Origin of the sequence: Leptospira borgpetersenii serovar Javanica, from assembly GCF_003046425.1 — a bacterium.
GTDB classification, from domain to species: Bacteria; Spirochaetota; Leptospiria; order Leptospirales; family Leptospiraceae; genus Leptospira; species Leptospira borgpetersenii.
The window spans coordinates 102324-127500 of record NZ_QAJG01000010.1 but is presented as its reverse complement, the minus strand read 5'-3'; the positions used below and the strand labels follow the sequence as shown (position 1 = coordinate 127500).

General features: G+C 38.8%; 20 protein-coding genes and 2 pseudogenes (1 of these 22 running past the window's edge). 13 read left to right on the top strand and 9 right to left on the bottom strand.

Translation table 11 applies throughout. The features are described from left to right. From CLV95_RS10125 to CLV95_RS10115, 3 genes are all read left to right on the top strand, one after another. Positions 1 to 371 carry the 3' end of an enoyl-CoA hydratase-related protein gene (locus CLV95_RS10125; RefSeq protein WP_002732512.1) on the top strand. 412 nt of this gene lie to the left of the window's left edge, so 371 of the gene's 783 nt are visible here — the last part of the coding sequence; its start codon lies beyond the left edge, outside the window; the stop codon is at positions 369 to 371. Then, a complete protein-coding gene (gene dcd / locus CLV95_RS10120) occupies positions 372 to 893 on the top strand; it encodes a dCTP deaminase (RefSeq protein WP_002727850.1) in 522 nt (173 codons plus the stop codon). A gap of 73 nt (positions 894 to 966) precedes the next feature. Continuing rightward, a complete protein-coding gene (locus CLV95_RS10115) occupies positions 967 to 1437 on the top strand; it encodes a DUF2147 domain-containing protein (protein WP_026053958.1) in 471 nt (156 codons plus the stop codon). A 92-nt stretch (positions 1438 to 1529) separates the two neighbouring features. Here CLV95_RS10115 and CLV95_RS10110 read toward each other — a convergent pair whose 3' ends face one another. Beyond that, entirely contained in the window at positions 1530 to 4700 is a 3171-nt protein-coding gene (locus tag CLV95_RS10110) for a SpoIIE family protein phosphatase (RefSeq protein WP_107694936.1), read from the bottom strand. Positions 4701 to 4840: 140 nt separating this feature from the next. Between CLV95_RS10110 and CLV95_RS10105 the strand changes: the two genes are divergently transcribed. Next, the gene (locus CLV95_RS10105; protein WP_002727869.1) at positions 4841 to 6127 is read left to right on the top strand and encodes a dicarboxylate/amino acid:cation symporter; all 1287 of its coding nucleotides are present in this window, start codon (positions 4841 to 4843) and stop codon (positions 6125 to 6127) included. Beyond that, positions 6128 to 7453 carry an MATE family efflux transporter gene (locus tag CLV95_RS10100; RefSeq protein ID WP_002732708.1) on the top strand — a complete coding sequence of 442 codons (1326 nt, stop codon included), beginning with the start codon at positions 6128 to 6130 and terminating at the stop codon, positions 7451 to 7453. Positions 7454 to 7527: 74 nt separating this feature from the next. Here CLV95_RS10100 and CLV95_RS10095 read toward each other — a convergent pair whose 3' ends face one another. Beyond that, on the bottom strand, positions 7528 to 8943 hold the full coding sequence (locus tag CLV95_RS10095; RefSeq protein ID WP_002727895.1) for a Vgb family protein: 1416 nt from the start codon (positions 8941 to 8943) through the stop codon (positions 7528 to 7530). Next, positions 8907 to 9839, bottom strand: a complete 933-nt coding sequence (locus CLV95_RS10090; protein ID WP_016749344.1) for a site-2 protease family protein — start codon at positions 9837 to 9839, stop codon at positions 8907 to 8909. The genes CLV95_RS10095 and CLV95_RS10090 overlap by 37 nt, the downstream gene beginning before the upstream one ends. 278 nt (positions 9840 to 10117) lie before the next feature. On the opposite strand from CLV95_RS10090, the gene cysE reads away from it, so the two are divergent. Beyond that, the gene (gene cysE / locus CLV95_RS10085) at positions 10118 to 10834 is read left to right on the top strand and encodes a serine O-acetyltransferase (protein WP_002727844.1); all 717 of its coding nucleotides are present in this window, start codon (positions 10118 to 10120) and stop codon (positions 10832 to 10834) included. Between the two features lie 712 nt (positions 10835 to 11546). On the opposite strand, the gene mpl36 is transcribed toward cysE, so the two are convergent. Next, positions 11547 to 12458, bottom strand: coding sequence for an RlpA family plasminogen-binding lipoprotein MPL36 (gene mpl36 / locus CLV95_RS10075; protein WP_080595510.1), 912 nt, complete (start codon positions 12456 to 12458; stop codon positions 11547 to 11549). A gap of 105 nt (positions 12459 to 12563) precedes the next feature. Here mpl36 and CLV95_RS10070 point away from each other — a divergent pair, with 105 nt between their 5' ends. The 3 genes and pseudogenes from CLV95_RS10070 to CLV95_RS10060 all read left to right on the top strand — a co-directional run. Next, positions 12564 to 13472 (top strand): tetratricopeptide repeat protein, encoded by a 909-nt coding sequence (locus tag CLV95_RS10070; protein WP_002727881.1) that lies wholly within the window; start codon positions 12564 to 12566, stop codon positions 13470 to 13472. Beyond that, positions 13447 to 14637 carry a tetratricopeptide repeat protein gene (locus CLV95_RS10065; protein WP_016749342.1) on the top strand — a complete coding sequence of 397 codons (1191 nt, stop codon included), beginning with the start codon at positions 13447 to 13449 and terminating at the stop codon, positions 14635 to 14637. The genes CLV95_RS10070 and CLV95_RS10065 overlap by 26 nt, the downstream gene beginning before the upstream one ends. Before the next feature lie 403 nt (positions 14638 to 15040). Beyond that, positions 15041 to 15457: pseudogene (locus CLV95_RS10060) on the top strand (IS110 family transposase); the annotation flags it as partial. Between the two features lie 94 nt (positions 15458 to 15551). On the opposite strand, the pseudogene CLV95_RS10055 reads toward CLV95_RS10060, so the two are convergent. Together CLV95_RS10055 and folP are read right to left on the bottom strand one after the other, a co-directional pair. Further along, positions 15552 to 15858 (bottom strand): annotated as a pseudogene (locus CLV95_RS10055) (sigma factor-like helix-turn-helix DNA-binding protein); the annotation flags it as partial. Positions 15859 to 16113: 255 nt separating this feature from the next. Then, positions 16114 to 16956 (bottom strand): dihydropteroate synthase, encoded by an 843-nt coding sequence (folP, locus tag CLV95_RS10050; protein WP_002722618.1) that lies wholly within the window; start codon positions 16954 to 16956, stop codon positions 16114 to 16116. A gap of 94 nt (positions 16957 to 17050) precedes the next feature. Here folP and CLV95_RS10045 point away from each other — a divergent pair, with 94 nt between their 5' ends. The 4 genes from CLV95_RS10045 to CLV95_RS10030 are packed head-to-tail and all read left to right on the top strand — an operon-like array spanning position 17051 to position 22122. Beyond that, the gene (locus CLV95_RS10045; RefSeq protein WP_002737901.1) at positions 17051 to 19105 is read left to right on the top strand and encodes an OmpA family protein; all 2055 of its coding nucleotides are present in this window, start codon (positions 17051 to 17053) and stop codon (positions 19103 to 19105) included. 9 nt (positions 19106 to 19114) lie between these two features. After that, a complete protein-coding gene (locus CLV95_RS10040) occupies positions 19115 to 20263 on the top strand; it encodes a DUF1577 domain-containing protein (protein ID WP_002732663.1) in 1149 nt (382 codons plus the stop codon). A gap of 6 nt (positions 20264 to 20269) precedes the next feature. Further along, positions 20270 to 21589 (top strand): histidine--tRNA ligase, encoded by a 1320-nt coding sequence (gene hisS, locus CLV95_RS10035; protein WP_002722622.1) that lies wholly within the window; start codon positions 20270 to 20272, stop codon positions 21587 to 21589. Next, positions 21586 to 22122: a phosphatase PAP2 family protein gene (locus tag CLV95_RS10030; RefSeq protein WP_002722616.1), complete on the top strand. Its 537-nt coding sequence runs from the start codon at positions 21586 to 21588 to the stop codon at positions 22120 to 22122. Before hisS ends, CLV95_RS10030 begins: the two co-directional genes overlap by 4 nt. Here the strand turns inward: CLV95_RS10030 and CLV95_RS10025 are convergent. The 3 genes from CLV95_RS10025 to CLV95_RS10015 form a co-directional block, all read right to left on the bottom strand. Then, positions 22081 to 23250, bottom strand: a complete 1170-nt coding sequence (locus tag CLV95_RS10025; protein ID WP_002732305.1) for a Re/Si-specific NAD(P)(+) transhydrogenase subunit alpha — start codon at positions 23248 to 23250, stop codon at positions 22081 to 22083. The genes CLV95_RS10030 and CLV95_RS10025 overlap by 42 nt on opposite strands. A gap of 77 nt (positions 23251 to 23327) precedes the next feature. Next, positions 23328 to 24266 (bottom strand): UDP-glucuronic acid decarboxylase family protein, encoded by a 939-nt coding sequence (locus CLV95_RS10020; RefSeq protein WP_002722638.1) that lies wholly within the window; start codon positions 24264 to 24266, stop codon positions 23328 to 23330. Continuing rightward, the gene (locus tag CLV95_RS10015) at positions 24263 to 25135 is read right to left on the bottom strand and encodes a M50 family metallopeptidase (protein WP_002722644.1); all 873 of its coding nucleotides are present in this window, start codon (positions 25133 to 25135) and stop codon (positions 24263 to 24265) included. Before CLV95_RS10015 ends, CLV95_RS10020 begins: the two co-directional genes overlap by 4 nt. Positions 25136 to 25177: the final 42 nt, after the last annotated feature.

Sequence of the window (25177 nt, the reverse complement as noted above, 5' to 3'; positions counted from 1 at the left end):
GAATTATACCCGGAGGTGGAGGAACTCAAAGACTTCCGCGCAGAATCGGAATCGCGAAAGCGAAAGAAATGATTTTTATAGGTAATACAATCGATGCAAAAACCGCTTTCAGTTATGGTCTAGCAAATTCAATCTGGCACGATTCTTCGCTACCTGCTGCAAAAATGTTAGCGGAGGAAATGACGTCTCACTGTGCACCTCTCGCACTTCAGCTTGCAAAGAAAGCGATTTCGGAAGGTTATGGTCAGGATATTCAAAAGGCTCTCGAAACGGAGAACACGTATTACAACGAAACCTTAAAAACGGAAGATCGGTTGGAGGCACTGAAAGCATTTCAAGAAAAACGAAAACCGATTTTTAAAGGAAAATAAATGATTCTTACAGGAAAAGAAATTCAAAAACGAATCGGTAAAGACATTATAATTACTCCCTACTCAGAAAAACAGCTTAACCCAAACTCTTATAATCTAAGGCTTCATGAGGAACTTCTAATTTATACGGAACTTCCTCTGGATATGAAAAAGCCAAATCTCACCAAAAAACAAATTATTCCCGAATCGGGCCTTTTGTTAAAACCTGGCATACTGTATTTGGGAAGAACCTTAGAGTTCACCGAAACTCATAATTTAGTACCGATGCTCGAAGGTAGGTCATCCATCGGAAGATTGGGAATGCTTGTTCACGTAACTGCCGGATTCGGAGACGTAGGTTTTAAAGGATTTTGGACCTTGGAAATTTCTGTCATCCAGCCTCTCATCGTATATCCCGGAGTGGAAGTCTGTCAGATTTTTTATCATACTCTTGAGGGACAGATAACGGAATATACATCCGGAAAATACCAAGCTAATCAGGGAATTCAGCCTTCTATGTTATACCAAGACTTCGAGAAGTAGAAATTTTCTTTTTTGTTGACTTTACTTGCATCCTTCCGAGAATTTTGACCTCAAACACTTTTTGGAGTATGGAATGATAAAGTTTAGAATAATCGCAATGTTTCTAGTGCTTATATGTCTTTCGGTGCCTGTATTTGCAGGTGAAGAAGATGCAATTCTCGGAAAATGGTGGAATAAAGAAAAAGACGCTCAAGTTGACGTACACAAATGTGGAGCGAAAATTTGCGGAAAGATTGTCTGGTTAAAGGAACCAGTTTATCCTGCGGGAAGTACCGAAGGAACTCCCGGTAGCCCAAAAGTAGACGTGCATAATAAAGACGAAAGCCTTCGCACTCGCCCCATTATGGGATTGCTTTTCCTCACTGGCTTTTCCTATGAAGGCGAACAAGTTTGGGCCGGAGGAAGAGTTTACGATCCGAAAGGAGGTAAAACTTACGACGGTAGACTTACTTTAAGAACCGCAGATACTCTTGATTTGAAAGGCGGTTATAAAGTAGGTTTTATGATGATCGGAAAAGAATCCACCTGGACCAGAGTAAAATAAAGCCTCTAAACTTTTCCATCAAAGGAATTAATAAAAGATCTTCTTTTGCAAAATTAAAAACTCTCCGAATAAATTCAACGGAGAGTTTTTACTCAAATTTTATTTTCTATTTCCTTAAGAATTTTTTTTGCGTTTTCGTTTTGGGGATCCAAATCTAGAATCTTAATCGCAATCTCTTTAGCCCGCACATACTCACGTTGAAGTCGGTACAAATCAGAAAGATTGACAAGATTGTTTATATTATTCGGTTGTTTTATAGCGACCTTTTCCGAGGCAGAAATCGCTTCAGAAAACCTTCCTAACTTTTTGTTAGCGATGGAAAAATAATACCAATACTCACTTAATTCGGAATTCAGTTCAAGATACTTTCCTAAAGTCTCCACAGCTGTGACGTAGTCTTTATCCTTAAAACTCAAAAGCCCGAGTAACTTAATTACCTTTGAGTCCTCCGGCGTTTTAGAATAAAGATCCATAAGTTTATCGATTGCTTCTTTTACATTTCCATTTCTATATAATTGACGCGCATGAGAATAAGATATATTCCAATCGGAAATTCCCTCACTCTCGGTTCCTAAACAATTTTTCTCTGGATTTAACTGAGGAACTCCGTACTCGATTCTTAAAAGAGAAAGATCGTCGATAATTTCCCCTTTCTTACAAATCAGTTGTTCGATTTGTTCGATATCTCCTTTTCCAGCCTCCACAATTTTTAAAAAGAGAGTCTCATCTTCGTTGATTGATCTTACATCTTTATTGGGAGTAAGATTCAGATCATCCTTACCGTCTGAACCAACGATAAGAACATCCCCTTCTCTTAAAGTCGTCGTAAAAACTTGAAAGGCATATTCCGATTCTAAACCGATCTTACGAAGTGTTAAAGAAGACTCCAAAAAGATAGCTCTTTCTCCTCTATATAAAACTGTAAAAGGATGTTCCGCATTAAAATAATACGTTTTACCGGAATTTTCTTCGATTAGGAAAAAAGAAGCTGAAACTACCATACTTCCATCAAAAGATTTGAATACAGAGTTTAATTCCTCATACATTTCCGTAAGCCATTGTTCCGGAGAAATATCCAGAATCCGATCATCTGCGGCGGAACGGGTCAGAATCGAATTGACTATAACCCCTATAACTAGAGCACCCCCTGCACCCTGCATAGATTTACCCATCGCATCACCGTTCATTGCAAAGACATATCGTTTATAATCAGAAGAAGTTCCTAAACACAGATTTCCGGTAATACAAATGTCTCCTCCCAAATCAGCTTGTTTCCCCTTAAATTCGAACTGCTTTTTTTGTCTGAGTAAAAATTGAGTGGAAATCCGAGTAGATTTGTTCGCGTTGTAATTCAAAGGTTTTGCAAGAAGAGAAGTTAAAAAATAGTCCCCGTCCTGCTGAATTTTCAGTCTTTGGACTTCTTCCATTTTTTCCTGAACTTCCTGAGTCCTTTCTTTTACCTTTTCTTCCAAGTTCTCCGCATAATCCTGAAGTTCCCTTCTTGCTTGTTTGATGGAAGAAACCATTGAGTTAAACGAATCAGCTAAAAATCCAATCTCATCTCTTACCTTTACGGGAACGCGGACGTCAAGATCGCCTTTGTTTACCTTTTCCACTCCGGATAATAAATTGTTCAACGGATTGACAAGACTGCTCTTAAAAAACAAGGGGAATAATACAAGAACCACGAAAATCACTACAAAAAGAATGATCGTTTGTTTTACAGAAGTAGGATGTACAAATTCCCTATATTTTTTATAAGAGAATCCAAGTTCCACCACCTGCTTTTTAGAAGGAACGTATTTCATAAACGCAACGTGATGTCCAAAGCCGTCTACACTTCTTCTATAGTGTCTTGTTTCCGCAGGTTTAAAATAACTGAAGTATTTCAAAAACTCCGCTTTTAATTCCTTACCTGAAATTTTTTTTCCCTTCCGGATACATTCTTCCAAATTTTTCAAAATCCCATTTTTATACGATTCCAAGTCCTTATTTTTTTCCAAATAAGACTTTCCTTGTTCGCAAAAAGAATCCGAATTGATTCCCTGTAGTTTGTTGGTATTTACGAAAGCATCTCTATTCAAGTCTTCTGCATATTTTAAAAGAGCTTTTTTAAGATCTCCGGAACTTAGTGAAGAATTCTCTTTTACGAACTTGTAAATCGTGTCCCTATGACCCGCAAAGTATTCCGGAGAGCCATCCAAAATGACTTTAAGATTTTCACGGAAATTATTTTCTTTCAGAGCGGCAATCTCTTCATAAATCAAAGTGTTTTGTAAATCCACTTTTACAAGAGAAAGATCTAATCCATACTTGGAGTCATAATTATCGGTGATTAGTTCGCCGGTTTTTCCGTCATACCGAAGCGCATACTGCACATCACCATTACTTCGACCACTTTCCAAAACTCTTTCACTATTTACGATATGCAAACTATCGTATTCCGACTCCTTGTCCTGATTAGAAATAAAAACGAGAGCCTGCATGATCAAACAGATCGTAAATAAGGTGACCCCTACAATTTTAACCATGAAGGTGGTTTTTTCGGTGCTGCTATTGATAAAAACGATCACCACAACCGAGAACGCCGCAATAAAAAAAATGACGTTCGAAGTCATATATGTGGATCTCTCCATATAACCATCTCGGCTCAAAACGTTGGCGATATTCGGATAGAAAGCCGCTATCATAAATCCGAGAGAAAATAAAAAGATTGCGAACCTTTTCCTTTCTTTATCGGTAATGATTCTCCAAGATGGAACAATGATAAAAGCGATAACGGAATAAAGAGCGATAAGTAATGCAAGGTATTTACTTGCGATCAGAGCGTTGAAATCCCAATGATGCGCAGTAAAGTGATAGATCTTTTCCGAAATAAAAGTAAGATAAATAAAAAAGCAAGCAACGACGAATCCGAGAAGGTGTTGAAAGGCCATCATCCAAAACCCAAATTTCTTATTGTAGTTATTTGGATAACGAATAAAAAACTGAGTAAAGTGAGTGATCGTAGGTAAAATCAAACAACCGGTCAACCACCTGTGATAAGCGGCAATTGGATGATAGTAAAACGCCGCCATAAAATATCCGATCTCAAAAAGACCAAACACGAGAAAAGCAATTCCGAGATGATATGTAGCAACAGTCTTCCTTTTTAAACTGAGAAAAAAAACGGCGAGAAAAAAGGTCGTAATCGTTACTAGAAGACTTCCAAAAGAATAATAATTGAATAAAACTAAATCCGATCTCAGAAAATCTAATCCCATAATCCCCAATTCCGTTTTTTTAATTCTTTATTTGTTCGCAAAAGTAAGACTTCATTAAAAAATCTCGAAAACGGCTTCAATAATTCACACTAAAACTAAAAATCAATAGAAAAAATAAGGACTCAAAGGAGTTTTCCAATATGCTAGTTTTCAAGAAACTAAATTCTCTCAACGTTAAGATTATAACACATTTAAAAGAAAAACTTTGGTTAAAAATTTTCGTTGGAATGTTAACCGGAATTCTTACTGGGATCCTACTCGGTTCCGATTTATCTTTGGTCAATAGAAATGTCGCGCAACTTACCACTTCTTGGCTTGTTATGCCGGGACTTATATTCATCAACCTTTTACAGATGATTATGATACCTTTGATCTGCTCTTCTATTATTCTCGGAATTTGTTCCGCTGAAAATATAGAGAATGTTAAAAAACTGGGAATCGGAACCTTAATTTATTTTGTTTTTACAACTTTCATCGCCGTTACAATCGGAATTGCGCTATCACTCTGGCTGGAGCCCGGAAAATCAACGATTCAAATTAAGAATACTACTGTGAATTCGAACATTCCATCTCCAACTGAGATTCCGACTCTAGACAGATATCCCGAGTTGTTTATGTCTTTCTTTCCCAAGAACCCGTTCCTTTCGATCACCCAGGGAGAAATGCTAAACGTAATCGTGTTTTCTATTTTGCTCGGAATTGCGATTCTTTCAATTTCAAAAGATCTATCAAAACCGATTCTTGAAATTTTGAATTCGGTTTTTCAAATCAGCATGAAAATCGTAAATTGGGCGATGGCTTTAACTCCGTTTGCCGTTTTCGGTCTAATGTCAAAGGCAATCTCTTCTATCGGCGTGGAACTGCTCATCACTCTCGGCGTTTATATGAGCGTCGTCCTACTCGGACTCGTTTCAATACTCGGAGTATATTCGATCATTCTTATATTTTTAGCGAAAAGAAATCCGATCGGCTTCTTCTCAAAGATCGCAGGTTTACAACTCCTAGCATTTTCAACTTCGAGTTCCGCTGCGGTAATGCCGGTTTCAATTCAGACAGCGACTGAAAACCTAGGAGTGAAAAAAAATATCGCGGAGTTTATCATTCCTGTCGGAGCTACGATCAATATGGACGGAACCGCTCTTTACCAAGCAGTCGCAACAGTCTTCTTAGCACAATATTTCGGAATCGAATTAAGTCCAACTCAGCTGGTCTTTGTTCTTTTTGCAACTGTCGGAGCTTCGATCGGAACTCCGAGTACACCCGGAATCGGAATTGTGATTTTAGCTACGATTCTTTCCGGGTTAGGAATTCCCACGGAGGGAATCGGAATTATTTTAGGAGTGGATCGTTTTTTGGACATGTGTAGAACAACTGTCAACGTTACCGGAGACATTACCGCTTCCTGCGTAATGGATAGGATAACTTGATTGAGATATAAATTTTACCGACTTACGTTTTATAACATTCTCGCCAATATTACAGTACCCTTAACTAGCTTAATCGATATAAGTATATTAGGAAATATTGATACTTATATTTTTATGGCGGGAACCGCATTATCCGGAATTCTTTTCGATTTCATTTTCTGGATGTTTGGTTTTCTAAGAATGGGAACCACGGGATTGACCGCCCAAGCTACCGGAGAAAAAAACGAAAAGGAATCTCTTTTTATTCTGACTCGATCCATTGCTCTATCCTGTTTTTTCGGAATGATGATCGTTCTTTTTTCTCCTTGGATTTGTGAAATCGGATTTCAAATTCTACACGGAAACGCTGACGTCAAAGCAGCAGGTATTACTTATTTTAAAGCGAGAATTCCCGGTTCTACTGCGGTTCTTTGTAATTACGTGTTTACAGGCTGGTTTTTAGGAAGAGAAAAAAGTTCGACCGTCTTGATCGCAACCGTTATCGGAAACGGAATCAACGTGATTCTCGACGTTTGGTTTATCCTTAATTTAGGTTGGGAAACATACGGAGCCGGCTTAGCGACCAGTATCAGTCAGTTTGGAATGTTGATCGTTTTTATTTTTGCGTTTCTCAGAGAATTGAAAATTCAGCCTAGCTTAAAATTATCTTTTCTGAAAGACAAAAACCTATTTTCCATTCAAGGCTTCTCCTTTCTTTTTCATCTGAACAAAAATATCTTTTTGAGGACTTTGTTTTTAATTCTTACATTTAGCTTATTTCGAAATTTCAGTTCGGAGGTGAGTACGGAAATTTTAGCGGCGAACTCGATTCTACTTCAACTGATCCTTGTAAGTGCCTATTTAGTCGACGGGGCCGCGTTTGCTACGGAAAGTCTAACCGGAAATATCCGCGGTGAAAAGAATTGGAAACTTCTGAAAGAACTTCTTTACCTGGCTCTTTACAATAGTGTTTTTTTTACTTCGATCTTTCTGGGATTCGTTTTTCTATTTCCGAATTTCACATTCGGAATGATCACAAACAGCGGCGTAGTTTTATCTTTGTTGAAAGAATATCGATTTTGGTTGTTTCCTGTTTTAGAAATCGGAGCCGTCGCATTTATCTTGGATGGTTTTTTTATAGGGCTCACACAAGGAAAAATTCTCCGTAATTCGATGTTGGTCAGTACCGTTTTTTTCTTTTTACCCACTGCATATCTCGGAAAAATCAAACAAGACAATCATCTCCTTTGGCTTTCTCTTGTTTTACTCATGGTTGGTAGGACTTTAACTTTATCTTTTCAAGCAAAAAAGTTTTTTGGAAATTCTAAACTACAAAATGTAAACTAACGTGAATTCGTGGAGAAATCCATAATTCATTTTTCTTTTGTATTCTTTACGACTTTTTCTAAAGGATTACGGAATCACTCTAAAATTACCTGAATCTCAGCCGGAATATTTTTCCATTCCTCCGAATCTCTGCTTTTGTAAAAAATTGGAGATTGAATGTCGTTCCGGTTTTCGGCTCGAAAGAGATCGATACTTTCTTCTCCTTTTTTAAATACTCGGGAAGATTCATCCGAAGAAGGTTTTACATTTTGGATAGGAGCCCACCCGAAACCGGGAATGTAAACGTCTATCGTATCCTTAAAGGAAACAGAATCGGACCCAGAAATGGAAACCGTATATTGAGAGCGCACTGGAACACCCGAATCTAAAAGGTTTTTTTTCAAAGCGGATATTGTACTCCGAAACAATCTCGCATCAAAAATCTTATCCACATAGTAAGAATTCCTTTGGGTTTCCAGAGGTTCTCCTTTTAGAAAGGGTTTTAGATCATCTCCAATACTTTCCTTCTTTTCCAAAAACTCGTCGGTCACATAATAACGAATATTCTGAGTCCTCACTTCAAAAGAATATTCTAAAATTTGTTTTCCTTTGGAATCGTCCACTCCGAGGATTTTTACGAAGGCCTTTTCATTTCCGATAAAATCCTGTTTAAATCCGGGTTGGTTTATTTTTAAATTTCGAATTCTTTGATGCTCAGTCGTTGGAGGTTGAAAGATTCCAAGCGACCCTCCTGCAATCGAGAGCTGGTTTAACGAAAAAGTAACCCGGATCTTTATAAGATGAATTTTCTCTCCGGAAGCAATAAAACGATCCGTTTCGACAAAAGAAATCTTTCGAACTTCTTTTCCGGCTCGATCGACTATAAAAATTTTACTTCCTAAAAAAACCATTCCTCTGATTTCTTTAGAAGGTGTTTTGATAGAGCCGGTAATCGCTCCGTTATCCGGATCGTATCGATAGATATTCCCGTCGGAAGAATCGGAAACCCAGATCGAATCTCTTGCAAAAACCAAATCTCTCGGTTGAGCCCGGTCCGTTAAAAAACCCCCAATCAGTTTTCCGGTCGCTTTATCTAAGATAGAAATTTTTCCGTTTTCTTGATCGAGAATGTAAAGTAAGGAATTTTGACTAGCAATTCCTCCTATTTTTTCGATCGGAACCGGAATTCTTTCCGTAACGCCGCCTGTATTGGGTTCCACTTTTAAAACGAGCTTTCTTGCACCGACAAAAATTCTTCCTTCCCGCGGATCAAAACTGATTCCGGTGAGAAAAGGAATGTTCAATGAAAACGATTCTTGCCGTCCATTCGGATCGACTCGATACAAAGATCTATGTGTGGAATCGAGATACCAAAAATTTGTACCGTCGTATGTAAGACCATATGCGTTTTCCGTAAGTTTGATTTCCTGATCTTGGTCGAAAACAGGAGTCGAAACTACAAAAAGAAGGATGATCAGAGACTTGAATAAACCGACTTGAGCGAAATCCATACTTCCTCGGCAAGGCCCGGTCGATTCATATTCGTTCCAAGTTGGATCGGAGAAGGTACAAAAATAAAAATCAGCGTAAATAAAACCAACAAACCGCCAATTTTTCGAATTCGATCCAAAGGAGCCGCCGGGTCAGGGACAAAAGGGTGTTCTACTTTTATGATGAAATAAATGAGAAAACCCCACAATAACCAGGAAAAATTCCATAGGCATAAGAGCAAAAAAGCTGTAAAAAGATAATAAATCCAGTTTCTATATCTTTCACCAAAAACGGAATAAATTACATGCCCTCCATCGAGTTGACCAAACGGAAGTAAATTGATGGCGGTTACGAGAAGTCCAACCCAACCGGCCTGCGCCAAAGGATGAATCCAAACGTCTTGAGCAGCCGGATCGAAAGGCCCTAAAATCCACTGATTCATAGCAATCGTAAAAATGGATTCTCCAAAAGAAATGATTCCCGGATTTTCTCTCACAGAATCAATCGGAACCAAAGAAGACAAATAGATTCCTACAATGTAACAAGGCACGGAAAGAATCAAACTCATCAGAGGACCCCAAATTCCTATATCGAAAAGTTGCTTTTTATTCCGAATTGGTTCCAAGATTCGAATGACCGCCCCCATAGTTCCGATCGGAGCTAAAGGAATCGGTATAAAATAGGGCCAAGTCGCTTTAATGCCGTAATAACGAGCCGCTAAAAAATGGCCCATCTCATGAGCCGAAAGAATTATAATCAAAGAAAGAGAATAAGGTAGTCTAAGAAAAAACAGCTCTTTTAGGGATTGAATAGATAGGAAAGGTAATTCAAAAAATTCACTTTGAAACGTGAGTGTTAGGAAGGTCAGGATAAACAAAATTATGTGTGTTGAAAATCTAGATTGTTTCAATTGCATATTCTATTTTTGAAAAGAATCCTCTTTACATCTTACCATGAATTTTAAATGTTTTCCTTAAAGCATTCTACTGAAAACAAAACTTTCTTTCACCGAAAGGCCAAAGCTGTGGAACTCAAGTGTAATATGGATTACAGTAGACATATACATCTGCCGGTTTTTGTCGCATCGAATCCATTACGACAGAATCCATTGAGAGCAAACATTGAGTTCGAAAACGCATGTGAACCACTTTAAGAAAGACTTTTACAGTTACTGCAAAGACCGGAGATTGACACTTGTTTGAAAACGTTAAATTTATAAGGAAGTATGATCCAGCCGCTAAATCTTATTTGGAAATCGTACTTTGTTATCCGGGCCTACATGCGCTCTGGTTCCATAAACTGGCTCACTTTCTTTATCGGATAAAGCTCCCTTTAATTCCAAGGATGATCAATACTTTCTCCAGATTTATCACCGGAATAGATATCCATCCGGGAGCTCAAATTGCAAACGGAATTATGATCGATCATGGACACGGGGTCGTAATCGGCGAAACAGCGACGATCGCTAAAGGATGTTTGATTTATCAAGGTGTGACTCTTGGCGGAACCGGAAAAGAATCCGGGAAACGTCATCCGTCTTTGCTTGAGAACGTGGTAGTCGGTGCAGGTGCCAAAATCCTTGGAAATATCACGATTGGAAAAAACGTACGAGTAGGAGCAGGATCCGTCGTTATGCGAGACATTCCACATGATACAACCGTGGTCGGAATTCCTGCAAAGATAGTTCGTTCCCAAATGCCGATTGGAGAAAAAGGTGAGCACATGCTGGATCATAATGAAATTCCTGATCCGGTTGCGAAGGTATTCTCAATCTTAATCGAAAAAATCGAAACTCTTCAAAAAGAAATACATTCTATGGACAAGAGTAGAATTGATCACAATCAGTTAAAAAAGGAAAGGGATAATTTGGAAGAAATTTTGGACGAGTTCATCCACGGTAGCGGAATCTAAATTTTAGGGTTTGTACCAAAACTTCCGTAGAAATATCATTCCAAATTTTTCACAAAACGAATGGAAAAATCCCCACATTCAGAGGACTAATAGAGTTGTTGAAAAATTCCATGATTCGGATTAACAAAACCGCTTCAAACATCCATTTCAACGTAGCAGAAACGGACAGAGAATTAATTTTTCAACAACTCTAATGACGATACCGCGGCTCCATAGAAGACAGTTTTAAGATAAACTTTAAATTTAGGATTCATTAGGTCCTAACGAAATTTTAAAAAGTCAAGGTTCGAATTTTTTTAAAAATATTTTTTATTGATTCGAATCCGAAAAACTCGAGCTTCGGTTGAAACCTTTTTTAAGAGAAGGGACCTCAATAAAATAAATTTTAGAATTCTTGAATGTCGTAAAACCGTGATTTCTTATAAGGTTCCGTCCAGCTTGATCTTTCTGACAAATCAGAAACTAAAGCCGCATTCCTCCCTAAGGGTTGCTCCGCGGGTTTTTGGACGCGCTGTAAGAATTTTTTATGACGTTTTATTGTTTTTTGATTTTATAGAGGTTTTCCAGAAATAATTTTTCACGATCAATTATGTTCAATCTCACAAAATTTATGGAATACAAATCAATACTTTAATAAAATGTATCTTTAAAAATAAAACCCCCGTAATTCTACGAGGGTCCTTTAATGAAGAAAAATTTTTTAACGAATTGATTACTTTTTTGGAATAAAACAATCGATTCCGTCAGTTTTTAATTTCGACTTCAGCGATTCGGCATCAGCTCTACTTGCGAAATCGCCCAATTGAATCACGAATAAACCATCTCTAGTAAATAGAAAGGTCTTTTCACCGTATTCTTGTCCAAGGTTGGACTTATAAGCTTCCGCTTTGGTTTGGTCGCGGAATACTCCTACTTGAACCGTATAACCCTTTGGAGAACCTTTCGCATATTTTCCATCGGAGAGAGATTTGTTTGAATAATCCGATTTTTGAGGATTTAACTTTTCAGGTTTTTCGTCTTCCAAAAGAGCATTTTCCTCATCATCGGCGTTTTCGAGATCTTCCGATTCTTCACCGGCAGTTCCGCCGAGTTTTACCACTTTGATACCCACTTTCGCAATGCCGATATCCTTAAAATCCAAAGTATCCGCTGCTTTTTCAGAAAGGTCGATGATCCTATCTTTTACGAAAGGCCCTCTATCGTTAACGCGGACTAAAACCTCTTTTTGATTTTCAAGATTTTGAACTCGGATGATGGAACCTAAAGGAAGAGTAGGATGGGCTGCGGTTAATTTTGTTTTATCGAACTTCTCTCCACTTGCAGTCGGTTTTCCGTGAAATTTAGCTCCGTACCAAGAAGACATTCCGATTTCGTCAAAATCTCCGGAATTCGTTTTTTCGGGAGGTTGTGCTTTTGCGTATTTTTCAACCCTCAATTCCTCTTCAAAAGATCTACGTCCGGGTTTTTGAGAAACGGAATTCGAACCAGCTTTATCCATCGGTGCAATTTCTTTTTCAAAAAATATCTCTGACGGATCTCCGGAAGCACTGATATTTCGTTTAGATTCAACCGAAGCGCAAGACGTAAAAATGATCAAGGTGGTTAAAATTGCTACTTGTTTCATGATTTCCTCGGTTTTAACAATTCCTTTTTTAAATCGGTGGAATCGGAAAAAACCATTACAACTTTTTAAGTCGTCCAAGTTCAAAATAATTCCGATAGTTGTTCCATGACCGGGATAGACATCAGCAAAACATTCAATCGAGCTTTAGCTTTGGAAAAAGAAGGCAAATACCCGGAAGCTGCTCAACTCTATGAAAGTCTGATCCAATCCGAGCCGAAACACCAGAAATCCTACTTAAATTTGGGAGCGCTTTATTCCAAACAAGGCAATTCTAGAAAAGCGATCGAAATTTACCAGAAAGCCCTCGAAATCGGTAAAACTCCCGAACTTTACTACAATATCGGAGTAGAACTCTACAGAATCGGAGAGATTGAAACGGCGATTCGATCCTTGAAAAAATCCCTCGAAATTGAAAAGAAATTTCTAAAATCGCACATTCTACTCGCGTATTGCTATCGACAACTCGAGAAAGACGATAAAACGGAACTTTACTTCACGAATGCAATTCGACTTGATCCTAAAAACCAAATGGCCCTTACCGCTCTTGCGACTTTATATTTTGAGAAAGAGCGTTGGAAAGAATGTCTTGAAACGGCAGACAACGTAAATAAGTTGTATCCCGGCGATTCCAGGATGCAGGTACTTCTTTCCGAAGTGCATACACGTCTTGGAAATTTTAAACAGTCTTTTGAAATTCTTAAGCAAGCGACAGCTCAATCAAAAGGGTTTACGAGGCTTTCGGATGCGGTTGAAGAATCCAAGAAAAACCCGGAAGAAGCCGCATTCTTTGATTCATTGGAAAAACTTACGAAGAATAAATTGGATGAATTCCGATCTAAATTTGAAATGAACAAAGAAAATCCGGAAGACTTTGCTCCTCCAAATCCTCAGGATGCACTTGATCTTTCACTCATGTATTTGTTCCATGGAGATAGAGAGCAAGCTTTAAAGTACATGCTCTACGCCCAAAAACAATTGGAAGAATCAAATGCACAGGAATCAAACGATCTGTGACTTTCTCCATAGGAAACGTTACGCGGAATTCAGAAAGCGAGATTACCGAACAATAACAGAACCATTGCGTCGGTTATTTACAAAGCAAAAAAGAACGGTTCGTAATACGATCTATAAAAAACATCGCTCAAAATCTAAAATTCATCAGAATGATTCCAAAAGAAAAAATTTCGAATTGAACTGGAAAACATTTTTACTTATTTTAGGGTTTATTTCTCTTTTAAATTTTTGTATTTATCCGATCCGGGAAGCCGAAATATTAGAAAACGATACTTCATTCTTATATTTAAATTCCACAGAATATCCCCAAGCAGAATTGGAAAAAATTACATCGATTTGGAAAGTAAGGCAGTTTAAAGGGAAAGGTATAAGTGCAGAGGATAAAAACAATTTAGGGATAATATTTGCAAAAAACTCTTTTCTGGACGACGCGGAACTCGCGTGGAAAGAATGTTTGAAAATTTCAGAGTATCATCCGGTTTGTTTTTCAAATCTGATTCGAATGCACTATCTAATTGATGAGTATGAAATTGCCAAAAAAGAAATCACCACTTATCTAAAGAACGCAAAAAAGGATCAAATACAGCAGGTTCGAAAAATTTTTACGACTCAAAATCGAAGAGAAGAAACGGTTCTGCTATTGGATGTCCAATCTAAAATTCCAGGCATGGAAGTCGTTTCTTGGGATGAATTAAGCGCATATTTTCTCGAAAGGCAAGATTACGAAAAAGCGTATTTTTATTTGGAAAAAATCCTACAGATCGACCCGTATCATAAAAACGCGCGCGCTTCCATGGTATTGTTAGCTCATGATTTGGAAAAATGGGACGACCTTTTGATGTTCGCAATGAATCTTCACTCTACGGATGATAAGATTCCCGATTTAAACTATTATATTGCAAAAGCATATTATGAAAAACGAAATTACTCTGAAGCCTTGGAATGGATCCGAAAATCACCGGAATCGGAAAGAGAAACTTTTCCATTCGTAGAACTTTGGAAAAGAATTTTACTTTCCCTAAACCCAACCTCGGACCTACATCCGATCCTCCCTTATATCAAAAAAATGCAATCCAAAGGTTTGCAAATTCGGGAAGAAGATATTTTACCGACTCTTAACTCTTCTGGAAAAAAAACGATGGAAGACATTAAGGTCGGTCGTTGATTTATATTTTATTTTTCAAATTAGACTAAGAGTCGGACCAAAAACTACCTTCCGTGAGAGCGGCATTGCCACGACACTGTCATCAGTTTTCTGAATGTAAAAACTACTGCGTTTTATTACAGACTTACTGAATGTTTGTAACTAATTTCTTTTAAGGTTTTGGGATAAGTTTTTAGCGCAAATTCTTAGACAAAATGACGTCCCTTCTGGGCTTGAAAAGCGTGGGTTAGATGCAAGTAACCACAAAACAAGAAAACCAACAGAAGGAACTCAGAGCTTGCCGTTCAGAGGACTGAGGACAGACGAACTTCACTTTGCTCGTTCTAGACGGAGGACAGAAAGAAACGAGGGAGATAATACATCAAGAATTTAGAATGCAGCTTGCAGAGACAAAAAAGAAAAGATCAGAATCGCGTATTTAACGAGCAATTCAAAGGAAATAGTAAAGGAACAACAGATAAAACATAATGAGATTCAAATCAAGAAATTCATCAAAAAACTAAAAACAGAATGGAACGAGATATATTGTTGTTACGAGGCAGGAGTAACCGGTTATCCACTTTACAGATATCTAAAGTCTTTGGGAGTGAGCTGTATTCTGGTCGTCCCTGGAAAGATCCCAAGGCAAAGTTCAGATAAGATCAAAACGGACAAGAGAGACTCGATCAAGTTAGCTAGATTAATGCGAAGCGTGGATTTAGAATCGATTCATGTACCGAGTGAAGAGGACGAAACAGTAAGAGACTATCTAAGATCCCGTGATAGCCTTCGTTTGGATTTAGGAAGGAATCGTCAAAGGTTAATGAAATTCTTATTAAGAACTTGTCCCAAAACCTGAGAAAAGAAATCGGCTCCAAAAGTTCGTAAAAATCCAAATCGCACATCGCATCTGCATGTTCTTCGGAAAAGATTCACGCATTTTTATAGTGATGCGCCGCGAAGCGGATATTCTACGGATCGACGTAACCCGCCTTGAAAATCCTCGTGTTTTGCGGTGGCAGCGACAGGATTCGCTTTATTGACGAGAGCACATTTATTATGCATGAAAGAATATAGATCCTTCCTTGCTCGGGAAAGCTGCTCCCGATAATTCTCAGCGCTGACGCCGCAAATTTCACCAGCGACATCAGATTTAAGAGAAAAAAATTCTCCGAGAATGAAAACCATCCGTTGTTCGCGTGTGAGACACAACAACATCCCGAGCATGCAGCCAACATTTGCTCATCGACTTCACCTTTTGCTCTTCCTGCGGCCAATTGAATATACATAGTTTATTTTTCTCCTTAAATGACAGGAAGCCCGGAGACTCCTGCCGTTATAAAGTGATATCGATTGAAATGAGATCTGTGACAGTTGGAGTCAAAAAAATCCTGGAAATCAGCGAGTACGACTCAATGATGCTTTGGATGTCGGAACAAAATCCGTGGCTTGGTGGTTCCAGTGTGTACTGTAGCGTCCTTGACTCCGTAAACGATATCATGAACGAAGTAAATTCCAAATTTCTAAAGCCTGTTTCAAATTTTTCGGCTCGTGAGTTCGTATATATTCCACATTTTGAATGGAAAGATAAAGTTCCGCAACCACAGTGGCAATCTCCCGTTCATTTACTTTCAAACCCCCGAGCGCATTCCCCAAAAAGGATTTTTTCGTAACCGAAACCATCATTGGAGAAAATTCTTCCTTGAGAGTCTGAATCCTTCTCAAAACTTCAAAGCTCACTTGAAAATCGGGGCTTAAGAAAAAACCCATACCAGGATCGAAAATCAACTGTTCCTGAGTAATCCCTTCGTTTAATAAAACCTTTTTTCTTTCTCGAAAGAATTTTACGATCTCGAAAATCACATTTTGTGAAGTCAGATAAGATTGCGTGTCGGGACGATTCGCATGATTATGAGAATACATCACGATAAACTTTCGATTTGTTCCTGCGTATTTTGAAACTTCTCGAACGGATTCTTTATCCACAAATCCACGAATATGGTTGATAAATTCCACACCGGCATCCAAAGAATTTGCGATTACTTTAGGCTGAAATGAATCCACAGAAATGCGGACTCCCTTTGCGAGTAAGTCTGGTATAAGATCTTTCATTCTCATCCATTCGATTTCGGAGCCGACTAGATTTGCCTGAATGTTGGAAGACTGAGCGCCAATATCGACTACACTTGCACCTTGAATCAGAAGGGAGTCTGCTTTTTCGGAAGAAGCTTTCAGAGTGAGATATTTTCCTCCGTCTGAAAACGAATCCTCGGTAATGTTTAACACTCCGAAGATCGTAGGGAAATAAATCCCAGAATTCAAATCATACTTACTTTCCATCTTTAAAAACTCGGATACAAAACCGATACTCTAAAAGAGATTCTGGAATTAAACTAAAAACGGCAACTCTTCTACTTTCTTTTCGGAGCGATTCATGCGTCCTTTTTCTAAATCGATTTTTCTTTTTATTTTTTGCATTTTTACACCCGTTTTTTCTCAACCTTTGCCGGATCTTCCGGAAAAACAATTCGGGCAACCTCTTAATACACAAAACGACGAATACAATCCGATCATTAGCCCCGACGGAAGATTTATAGTATTCCAATCCAATCGCCCGGGCGGAGAAGGCGGAATGGATCTTTGGATTTCTGAGAATGTTCGCTTTTTAGATAAGGAGGTACCTGCGGAATGGACTAAACCCGTAAACATGAATCAAAATATTCGGGAAGAATTAAGACGTCCTCCCGTTCCGGGAGTTCGCAAACCGAATCTTTTCAATTCAAACGCATTCGAAGGAGGTGTTTCCATATTATTCGATTCAAACAATGCTCCTTCAGAAATTTATTTCACTTCGACGTTGAATCCCGCAATCGGACGTTCCGGTTTCGAGGGCCTGAATATTTATAGAACGATTAAGGATAAAAAAACCGGAAGATGGACCGACCCAGAACATCTCAGCGAAATTAATTCTAATTTCAACGAGAAGATGCCCGCTATTTCTCCCGATGGAAATTTTTTGATCTTTTCCTCGGATCGCCCGGGAGGTTATGGTGATTTCGACCTTTGGATTTCGGTTCGAAATCCGAAAAACGGAAGTTGGTCTCAGCCGAAAAATTTAGGTTCTCCCCTCAACTCTTCGGAAAGTGAAATTCTTCCTTTTATCCATCAAGATGGAGAACAACTTTATTTCAGCTCTAATCGAGAAGACGAAGGAAAAAAATTCAAGATTTTTAGAATATTCTTAAAATATAAATCCGCGTTAGACGACATGTTGGAAGATGAAGAGGAAACGGAAGAAATCCTTAAATCCAAACAAATCGAAACTCCGATTCCAAAAGTGGATCAATCCTCTTTGCTGCTGCTTCCCAAACCGTTTAACACGGATAAATGGGAAGTTTACGATAATGAGGGAATCAGTTTTGACAAGGACGGAATTTGGGCTTATATTTCCTCCAACCGAGCAGGCGGGGAAGGCCAATTCGATATCTACCGTTTTCAAGTTCCGGAATCTCTTCGCAACTCTTACATTTTGAACTTCAAAGGATTAGTTTTAGACGGTTCTGAAAAAACCATGATCGGCTTGGATTCTACTTTAAAAATTTATGATGGAACCAAACCGGCCAACGTAATTACTTCGAAAAGAATCGGAGGCGATCTGACCAAAGGAAAACTCTCAAATTTTGCTACAACTCTTCAAACCGGAAGAGTTTATAAAGTGGAAATCAGTTCTCCCGGCTTTCATCCACAGGAAGATATTCTAGACCTTCGAGGAAACATAGGCAAAAATCGACAGATCTACAGGACATACGTCCTTCTACCGATTCAAATCGGAGAAGGTAAAGCGGAAGAAACGAAAATTGAACCCGCAGACAATCAAAAACCTAGTTCGGCCGCCATGAAAGTAATCGTAGCAGACGCATCCACAAAACAAGTCATTCCGGATGCGAAGGTTACTCTCTTTACACCGACAAACCGAAAGGGAGAATCCCTCGTTACAGACAAAAAATCCTTTTTGATAAACCGATTACCCGAAAGTGATTTTGAATTATTTGCTACAGCTCCGAAATATATTTCCGAAAGTATCAACATTATTCAAAAAAATATTCCTAAAAACGGAATTGTGACTATTTATCTCAGAGCGGAAAACGACGTAAACCCAATCTATAACCTACGAGTTTACTTCGAATTTAATAAAACAAAAATCACGAACGAGAATAAAAAGTTATTAGATCCACTTGTAGACTATCTTTTGAAAAATGCGTCCGATAAAATTGAAATCGGGGGACATACCGATAACGTAGCCTCCAAAGAATACAATACTAGACTGAGTGCCAAAAGAGCCCGTAACGTTTACGAATATTTTCTTTCAAAAGGAATCTCGGAAAAACGGATGAAAATAAGGGCTTACTGGTATTCACAACCGGACGCAGACAATGAAACAGAAATCGGAAGAGCAAAAAATAGAAGAGTTAGTTTTCGAAAACTCTAAGGAGTTTTCATGAGCACACAATTCCAAACGCATCTACAAGCTCAAAGGTCTTGGGAAACGATCCAAGACCTGAGCAAGATCAAATACATTCTCAAGGAATATATTCACTTTCAAGGATTACTGGTCAAGGAGTCCCCTTTTCACCAAGAATTAAACCCGATAGAAATTCGAGAAGATGGCACCTTTGTTTTCCCCATCGATTCGACTTTAACCGACGTAAATGACGAACTCGTACTGTATAGAACCCTTTCCAAACATATTGAGATCAGTTTTGATGTGATCGAAAAAACCGATACTCAAATCATATGCAAACCGATCTTCGCAAAAATCGCAAAAATAAAAAGGGTGTCTCCTCGCATCGAAGGACTGATGGGAAAAGTCATAGCTCATAAATTTTTAATCCCCAGAAAAGAATTAGATATCACTAAAGTACTGGGGACCTCGGGACAGATCATACTCAACGATTTAAATCGTAAGATAAAACAGATTTATCCATCCTCCAGACTAGTTTTTAATTCCTCCAAAGAACTTACACCCGAAGAAGAGTTGGTAAAGAAATATAAAAGACCGATCTACATTCGAGATACATCTACTTTCGACTCAATGTCGGAAGGAGGATTTGCAAATTTAAATTTACTCCCGATCAAAGAAACCCTTCAAGAAGAATTGATTCTGGAAGATAGACTTCGTTTTTTCAAAAGCAGCAAAACTCGTTCCCTTCTTATATACCCGATCCTATTCAGGAGCGAGGGAGAAACTCAAATATTCGCGATGGGAGTGATCGAATCGAGCGAAGGTCCGATTTCGGATAAAGTCATTCCACTCTACGAGGAAATGGAGGAAATCTTCAATTCCAGAATGGGAGATTCCAATACTAAATCCTTGGACAAAAGGCAAAACATCCTGAACATATCAGAAGGAGGAATTCTTCTTGAAGTAACAGATCCGGAATTGATCGAATCTTTTTTACACAAACCTGTTTTTACGGCGGATATTACGTTTAAGATGCAAGCCCCTCTGCGATTCGCATTTCATATCCGACATATTTCCCAAGCCGGAGAAATCTATCACGTAGGAGCAGAAATAGTTGGCTCCAACGATGCTAAAGCAAATATGACTCTATTGAAGAAAAATATGAACTTCATTAAGACTCAGTAATTTGCTTTGGAAAATCAAAAAAACTTTTTAACCACAGCCCCTTACAAGGGCACTAGAGATTTTTATCCGGAGGAAATGCGTCTCCGAAACTGGATGTTTTCCATTATGCGGGAGACTGTACTTTCCTTCGGTTATCAGGAATATGACGGACCCATCCTAGAATCTTTTGATCTTTATAAGGCCAAAAGCGGAGAAGAAATCGTGGAACGGCAATTATACGACTTTATCGACAAAGGAGAACGAAGAGTCGCAATCCGTCCGGAAATGACTCCCACTCTTGCGAGAATGGTAGCCGGAAATCTTCGTAATCTTCCAAGACCTGTACGTTGGTTTTCTATTCCGAACTTATGGAGATACGAACAACCGGGTAAAGGAAGACTAAGAGAACATTGGCAATTGAATGTAGATCTTTTCGGAGTGGATACACACCGTGCTGAACTTGAAATTCTTTTGATCGCGGATTCGATCCTAAAAAAATTCGGAGCACCTACGGGAAGTTATCAGATTAAGGTTTCTCATAGAAAACTTTTAGACAGTTTTTTAAGGAATTCCCTTAAACTCAGCGACCACCAGGTCCACGGAGTTTCCAAACTTTTAGATAAAAAATCCAAAATTTCTCCGGAAACTTTCGAAGCCGAAATAAAACCGTTGTTGAACAATTTTAACGAACAATTTTCTCTTATCGAAACCTATCTTGCCTCCAATTTAGAAACCGTCTCTACAATCCCTGGAATCGACCCGGATTCCATTCATTTTATTCGAAATTTATTTCAAGAGTTAGGCGAGCTTGGAATCGATAAACAACTTGTATTTGACCCATCCATCATTCGGGGATTCGACTACTACACCGGATGTATTTTCGAAGTATTCGATACCAATCCGGAAAATAGAAGATCATTGTACGGAGGAGGAAGGTACGACAACCTTATCGGATTGTTTTCCAAGGAACAATTATCCGGAATCGGTTTCGGACTAGGCGACGTAACTTTAAAAAGTTTCTTAGAAAATCATAATCTCATTCCGGATCTAAGCAGAGAAAAAACCCTCTTCCTTCCGATCATGGACGAATCTATTTTCGTGGATACTTTCAAACTTTCGAAAGAACTTCGTGAAAATGGGATTCTCACCGAAACGATGTTAGACTCTGCAAAAATCGGAAAACAAATTCAGGTCGCGGAAAAAAAAGGTTATCGTTACGTGTTGTTTCTTGGAGAATCGGAAATTCGCACGGAAACGGTTCAAATCAAAGACTTAGTTTCCGGAGAACAAAAAAGTCTTCCAAGAAAAGGACTTTCGGACATTCTCAAAAAAGACTTTCGACTTTGATAGATATTGTAGACCAAATCGATTTTTCACTCTCTACTTGGATTCGGACAAAACTCCATAATCCTAAAATGAGTCATGTTCTTTCCAAAATCAATCGGGGAGAAATATTTCTATTTATCCTTCTTCCCTTTCTTTTTTTAAAAAACGATCTCCCGATCATTTGGTATTGGGTTTTGATTTATACGGGTTTGGTGACTTATGCAAATGATCGTTTTGTTCTTTTTTTGAAAAAACTCATCGCAAGAAAAAGACCATTGATCACCGTCGCCGGAAAGGTGGACTCAAACCCGGACATGAAACATTCGTTTCCTTCCGCTCACGCGGCGAATTCCATGACTGCGGTTTTAATTCTTGTACTTTTGTTTAAATTTCCTCCGGCTTTGATTTTGATCAGTTTTTTAGCCGGAGTCGGAAGGCTGCTTTCTCTCCATCATTTCGTAAGCGATATAATCGGCGGCTGGATGATTGGAACAGCTTTCGGTTTTTTCGGTTTATTTCTTGGTAACGTTCTTCTTAGATTTTGTTGCTCTTGACTTCGAACCTAAAGCATCTAACGTAAGTTTATGACGAATTTCTCCCTTATGAACGATCGTTGTGGAAGAAAGTATTTCGTCACTTAAATCGTGATTAATCTTTCTATCTTTAATCAATAGTTTAAGAAAATTTAAAACGTTTTTACTGAACATTTTGGAAGCATCTGCAGGAATTGAGCCCGCAAGATTTTTATGACCGATTACCGTTACCCCTTTCGAAGTGATTACATTTTGTCCATGTTTTGTATATTCGCAATTTCCTCCCATGGAAGACGCAAGATCCACAATTACGGAACCGGATTTCATATTATCCACAATCTTCTTCGTAATTAGTAAAGGGGCTTTTTTTCCCGGAATCAATGCAGTCGTTATGATTACGTCCGCCTTCTGAGCGTATCTATCGATGGCTTCTTGCTGACGCTTTTTGTATTCTTCAGTCTGTTCTACTGCGTAACCACCGGCCGCAGCGGAATGCGAGGCGCCTTCCACTTCCACGAACTTTGCACCAAGAGAATGAACTTGCTCTTTTACTTCCGGTCTTGTATCAAATACATCCACTACCGCACCCAGCCTTCTACTAGAAGCGATCGCCTGTAAACCTGCGACTCCGGCTCCAATAATCAACACAGAAGCAGGTGTGATCGTTCCAGCTGCAGTCGTAAGCATTGGGAAAAATCTAGCCAAATGAGAAGCCGCAAGTAACACTGCTTTGTAGCCAGCAACGGTCGCTTGGGAAGAAAGAACATCCATCGACTGAGCTCTTGTAATTCTTGCGATCGCATCCAAACTTAAAACTTCCACTTTTTTAGCCGCGAGTTTTTGGATGGTTGATGCATTTATGGCGGGCTGGAACATCCCGAGATAAATCGTTCCCGGTTTAATCTTTGCTAATGTTGCAGGATCCGCAAGATGAATACTCACTATAATATTGGATTTGCCAATAATATCTTGGCGAGATACAAGATTTGCTCCGGCTTTTTTATAATCTTCATCATGATAATAAGATTGTTCCCCAGCACCTTTTTCAACGAGGACAACCGCCCCAATTTTCTTCAATGTATCTACGATGTCGGGAGTTAAGGATACTCTCGTTTCTTCTTTAGCTTCTTTTAGAATTCCAATATTCATAATTCATTCCCGGTGATCAATAGCTCGTTGTTCCGGACTCGCTTAATAAAGTACGTCCAGAATTTCTCTGTATAAATTTAATCCAAGTTATTTTTGAAGTATTCGACGGTTTTCCGAATCCCTTCCACAAGAGGAACCTTCGGCTCGAACCCTAGCTTTTGTTTTGCAAGAGTTAGATCGGGTTTTCTACGCGCCGGATCGTCCTGAGGCAATGGCTTGTGAACAATTTTGGATGCAGAGCCCGTTTCCTTCAAAACCAACTCGGCTAATTCACGAACGGTAAACTCTCCATCGTTTCCAAGATTCACCGGACCATTAAAACCTTCGGTGTTCATCATACGAATGATCCCATCAACCAAATCATCCACATAACAGAAAGAACGGGTTTGCTCGCCTTCTCCATACAATGTTATGTCTTCTTTTCTGAGTGCTTGTACGATAAAATTGCTAACCACCCTTCCATCGTTCGGAAGCATTTTAGGTCCGTATGTATTGAAAATTCGAATCACACGAACATCCACTTTATGATTTCTCTGATAATCAAAACAAAGAGTTTCCGCAACTCGTTTCCCTTCGTCATAGCAGCTTCTAATTCCGATCGGATTTACGTTTCCCCAATATGTTTCTTTTTGCGGATGTTCCAATGGATTCCCATATACTTCGCTAGTAGACGCTTGAAGAATTCTGGCCTTCACTCTTTTTGCAAGACCGAGGGTATTCATCATCCCTAAGACGTTCGTTTTGATCGTCTTAATCGCATTGGATTGATAGTGAATCGGGCTTGCAGGACAAGCCATATTGTAAATCTGATCAACTTCAAGTTTGATCGGATCCGTTATATCGTGTCTGATAAATTCGAACTTGGGATCGCTGAAAAGCTTTTGAATGTTCTTCTTTCTTCCGGTATGCAAATTATCCAAACAGATGACTTCGTTACCCTCTTTCAAAAGTCTTTCGCATAGATGAGATCCGATAAATCCAGCACCGCCGGTGATTAATATTCTTCGTTGATTCATAATTCTTCTTTTTCTAAAAACTCCGTCGGTAAGGGTTTTCCGTTTAAATCAAGTCCCTTACTGAAAAACCATTCCATAACTTCGGGAGTTACTTCTCCTGGAAACGGTACTTCCGCATCTCCGTTCTCTTGGAAAGAATTTTCTGTTTGTGGAACTTCTTGTTCTTGAGTACTCGATTGGAAAACTTTTTTAATAGATACAAATATGATGGATAAGCTAAAAAAAGACCAAAGGAGAGCAATCAAATATCCCAAGACAATCACGGATTTCGGAACCTCTTGTGTAGGATTTGCCCCTGTAATCCACGCCGCCATAATCCCCGCATCCGTGTACGCGATGTTTCCGGTAAAATCCAAAAGATCGTACAAACTATAAAGAGAAATGCTCGTTCCTATAAAAACAAGAACGAATTGATTGATTTTAAGATTGAAAAATCCGAGTATTACAAATCCTAAACCCCAAAGAATTCCGGTATATTGAGCGAGATTTCCGGGTTTGGAATAAGAAATCGTCATGAGCAAAAGAATCGTTCCGAAGGAAATCAAGGTCGGACGTATCATCTTTCCGGAAAAACCCCGATTTAATAAAAAACCTCCCATCAAACAAGATCCCAAATATCCGGCAGATACTACGAAAATAAAAGAACCGGTTCCGGAACTTGGTATTGCTATGGTTTCTCCTGATTCATTGCCGTGAAGTTCGATCGTATGAACTGAACCTCCGGTCAACAAAGCGGCAACCGCGTGACCGATTTCGTGGATAAAAACGATAAAGTCTTTTAAATAACCGACAAGACGATGATCCCAAAAAGAAAAAAGTGTGAGCACTATGGAAATAAAAATCGTCAGCTTGAGAAACCGATTCCCCATCGGTCTATTTATCGGTAGATTTTTTTATTTCCGAGAAAATTA

Coding starts and splice junctions, on each gene's coding strand:
- CLV95_RS10115 (WP_026053958.1), top strand. CDS start 967: ATGATAAAGTTTAGAATAATCGCAATGTTTCTAGTGCTTATATGTCTT.
- CLV95_RS10105 (WP_002727869.1), top strand. CDS start 4,841: ATGCTAGTTTTCAAGAAACTAAATTCTCTCAACGTTAAGATTATAACA.
- CLV95_RS10040 (WP_002732663.1), top strand. CDS start 19,115: ATGAGCACACAATTCCAAACGCATCTACAAGCTCAAAGGTCTTGGGAA.
- CLV95_RS10095 (WP_002727895.1), bottom strand. CDS start 8,943: ATGGATTTCGCTCAAGTCGGTTTATTCAAGTCTCTGATCATCCTTCTT.
- CLV95_RS10020 (WP_002722638.1), bottom strand. CDS start 24,266: ATGAATCAACGAAGAATATTAATCACCGGCGGTGCTGGATTTATCGGA.
- CLV95_RS10025 (WP_002732305.1), bottom strand. CDS start 23,250: ATGAATATTGGAATTCTAAAAGAAGCTAAAGAAGAAACGAGAGTATCC.
- folP (WP_002722618.1), bottom strand. CDS start 16,956: ATGGAAAGTAAGTATGATTTGAATTCTGGGATTTATTTCCCTACGATC.
- CLV95_RS10110 (WP_107694936.1), bottom strand. CDS start 4,700: ATGGGATTAGATTTTCTGAGATCGGATTTAGTTTTATTCAATTATTAT.
- mpl36 (WP_080595510.1), bottom strand. CDS start 12,458: ATGAAACAAGTAGCAATTTTAACCACCTTGATCATTTTTACGTCTTGC.
- CLV95_RS10090 (WP_016749344.1), bottom strand. CDS start 9,839: ATGCAATTGAAACAATCTAGATTTTCAACACACATAATTTTGTTTATC.
- CLV95_RS10045 (WP_002737901.1), top strand. CDS start 17,051: ATGCGTCCTTTTTCTAAATCGATTTTTCTTTTTATTTTTTGCATTTTT.
- CLV95_RS10070 (WP_002727881.1), top strand. CDS start 12,564: ATGACCGGGATAGACATCAGCAAAACATTCAATCGAGCTTTAGCTTTG.
- CLV95_RS10015 (WP_002722644.1), bottom strand. CDS start 25,135: ATGGGGAATCGGTTTCTCAAGCTGACGATTTTTATTTCCATAGTGCTC.
- dcd (WP_002727850.1), top strand. CDS start 372: ATGATTCTTACAGGAAAAGAAATTCAAAAACGAATCGGTAAAGACATT.
- CLV95_RS10065 (WP_016749342.1), top strand. CDS start 13,447: ATGCACAGGAATCAAACGATCTGTGACTTTCTCCATAGGAAACGTTAC.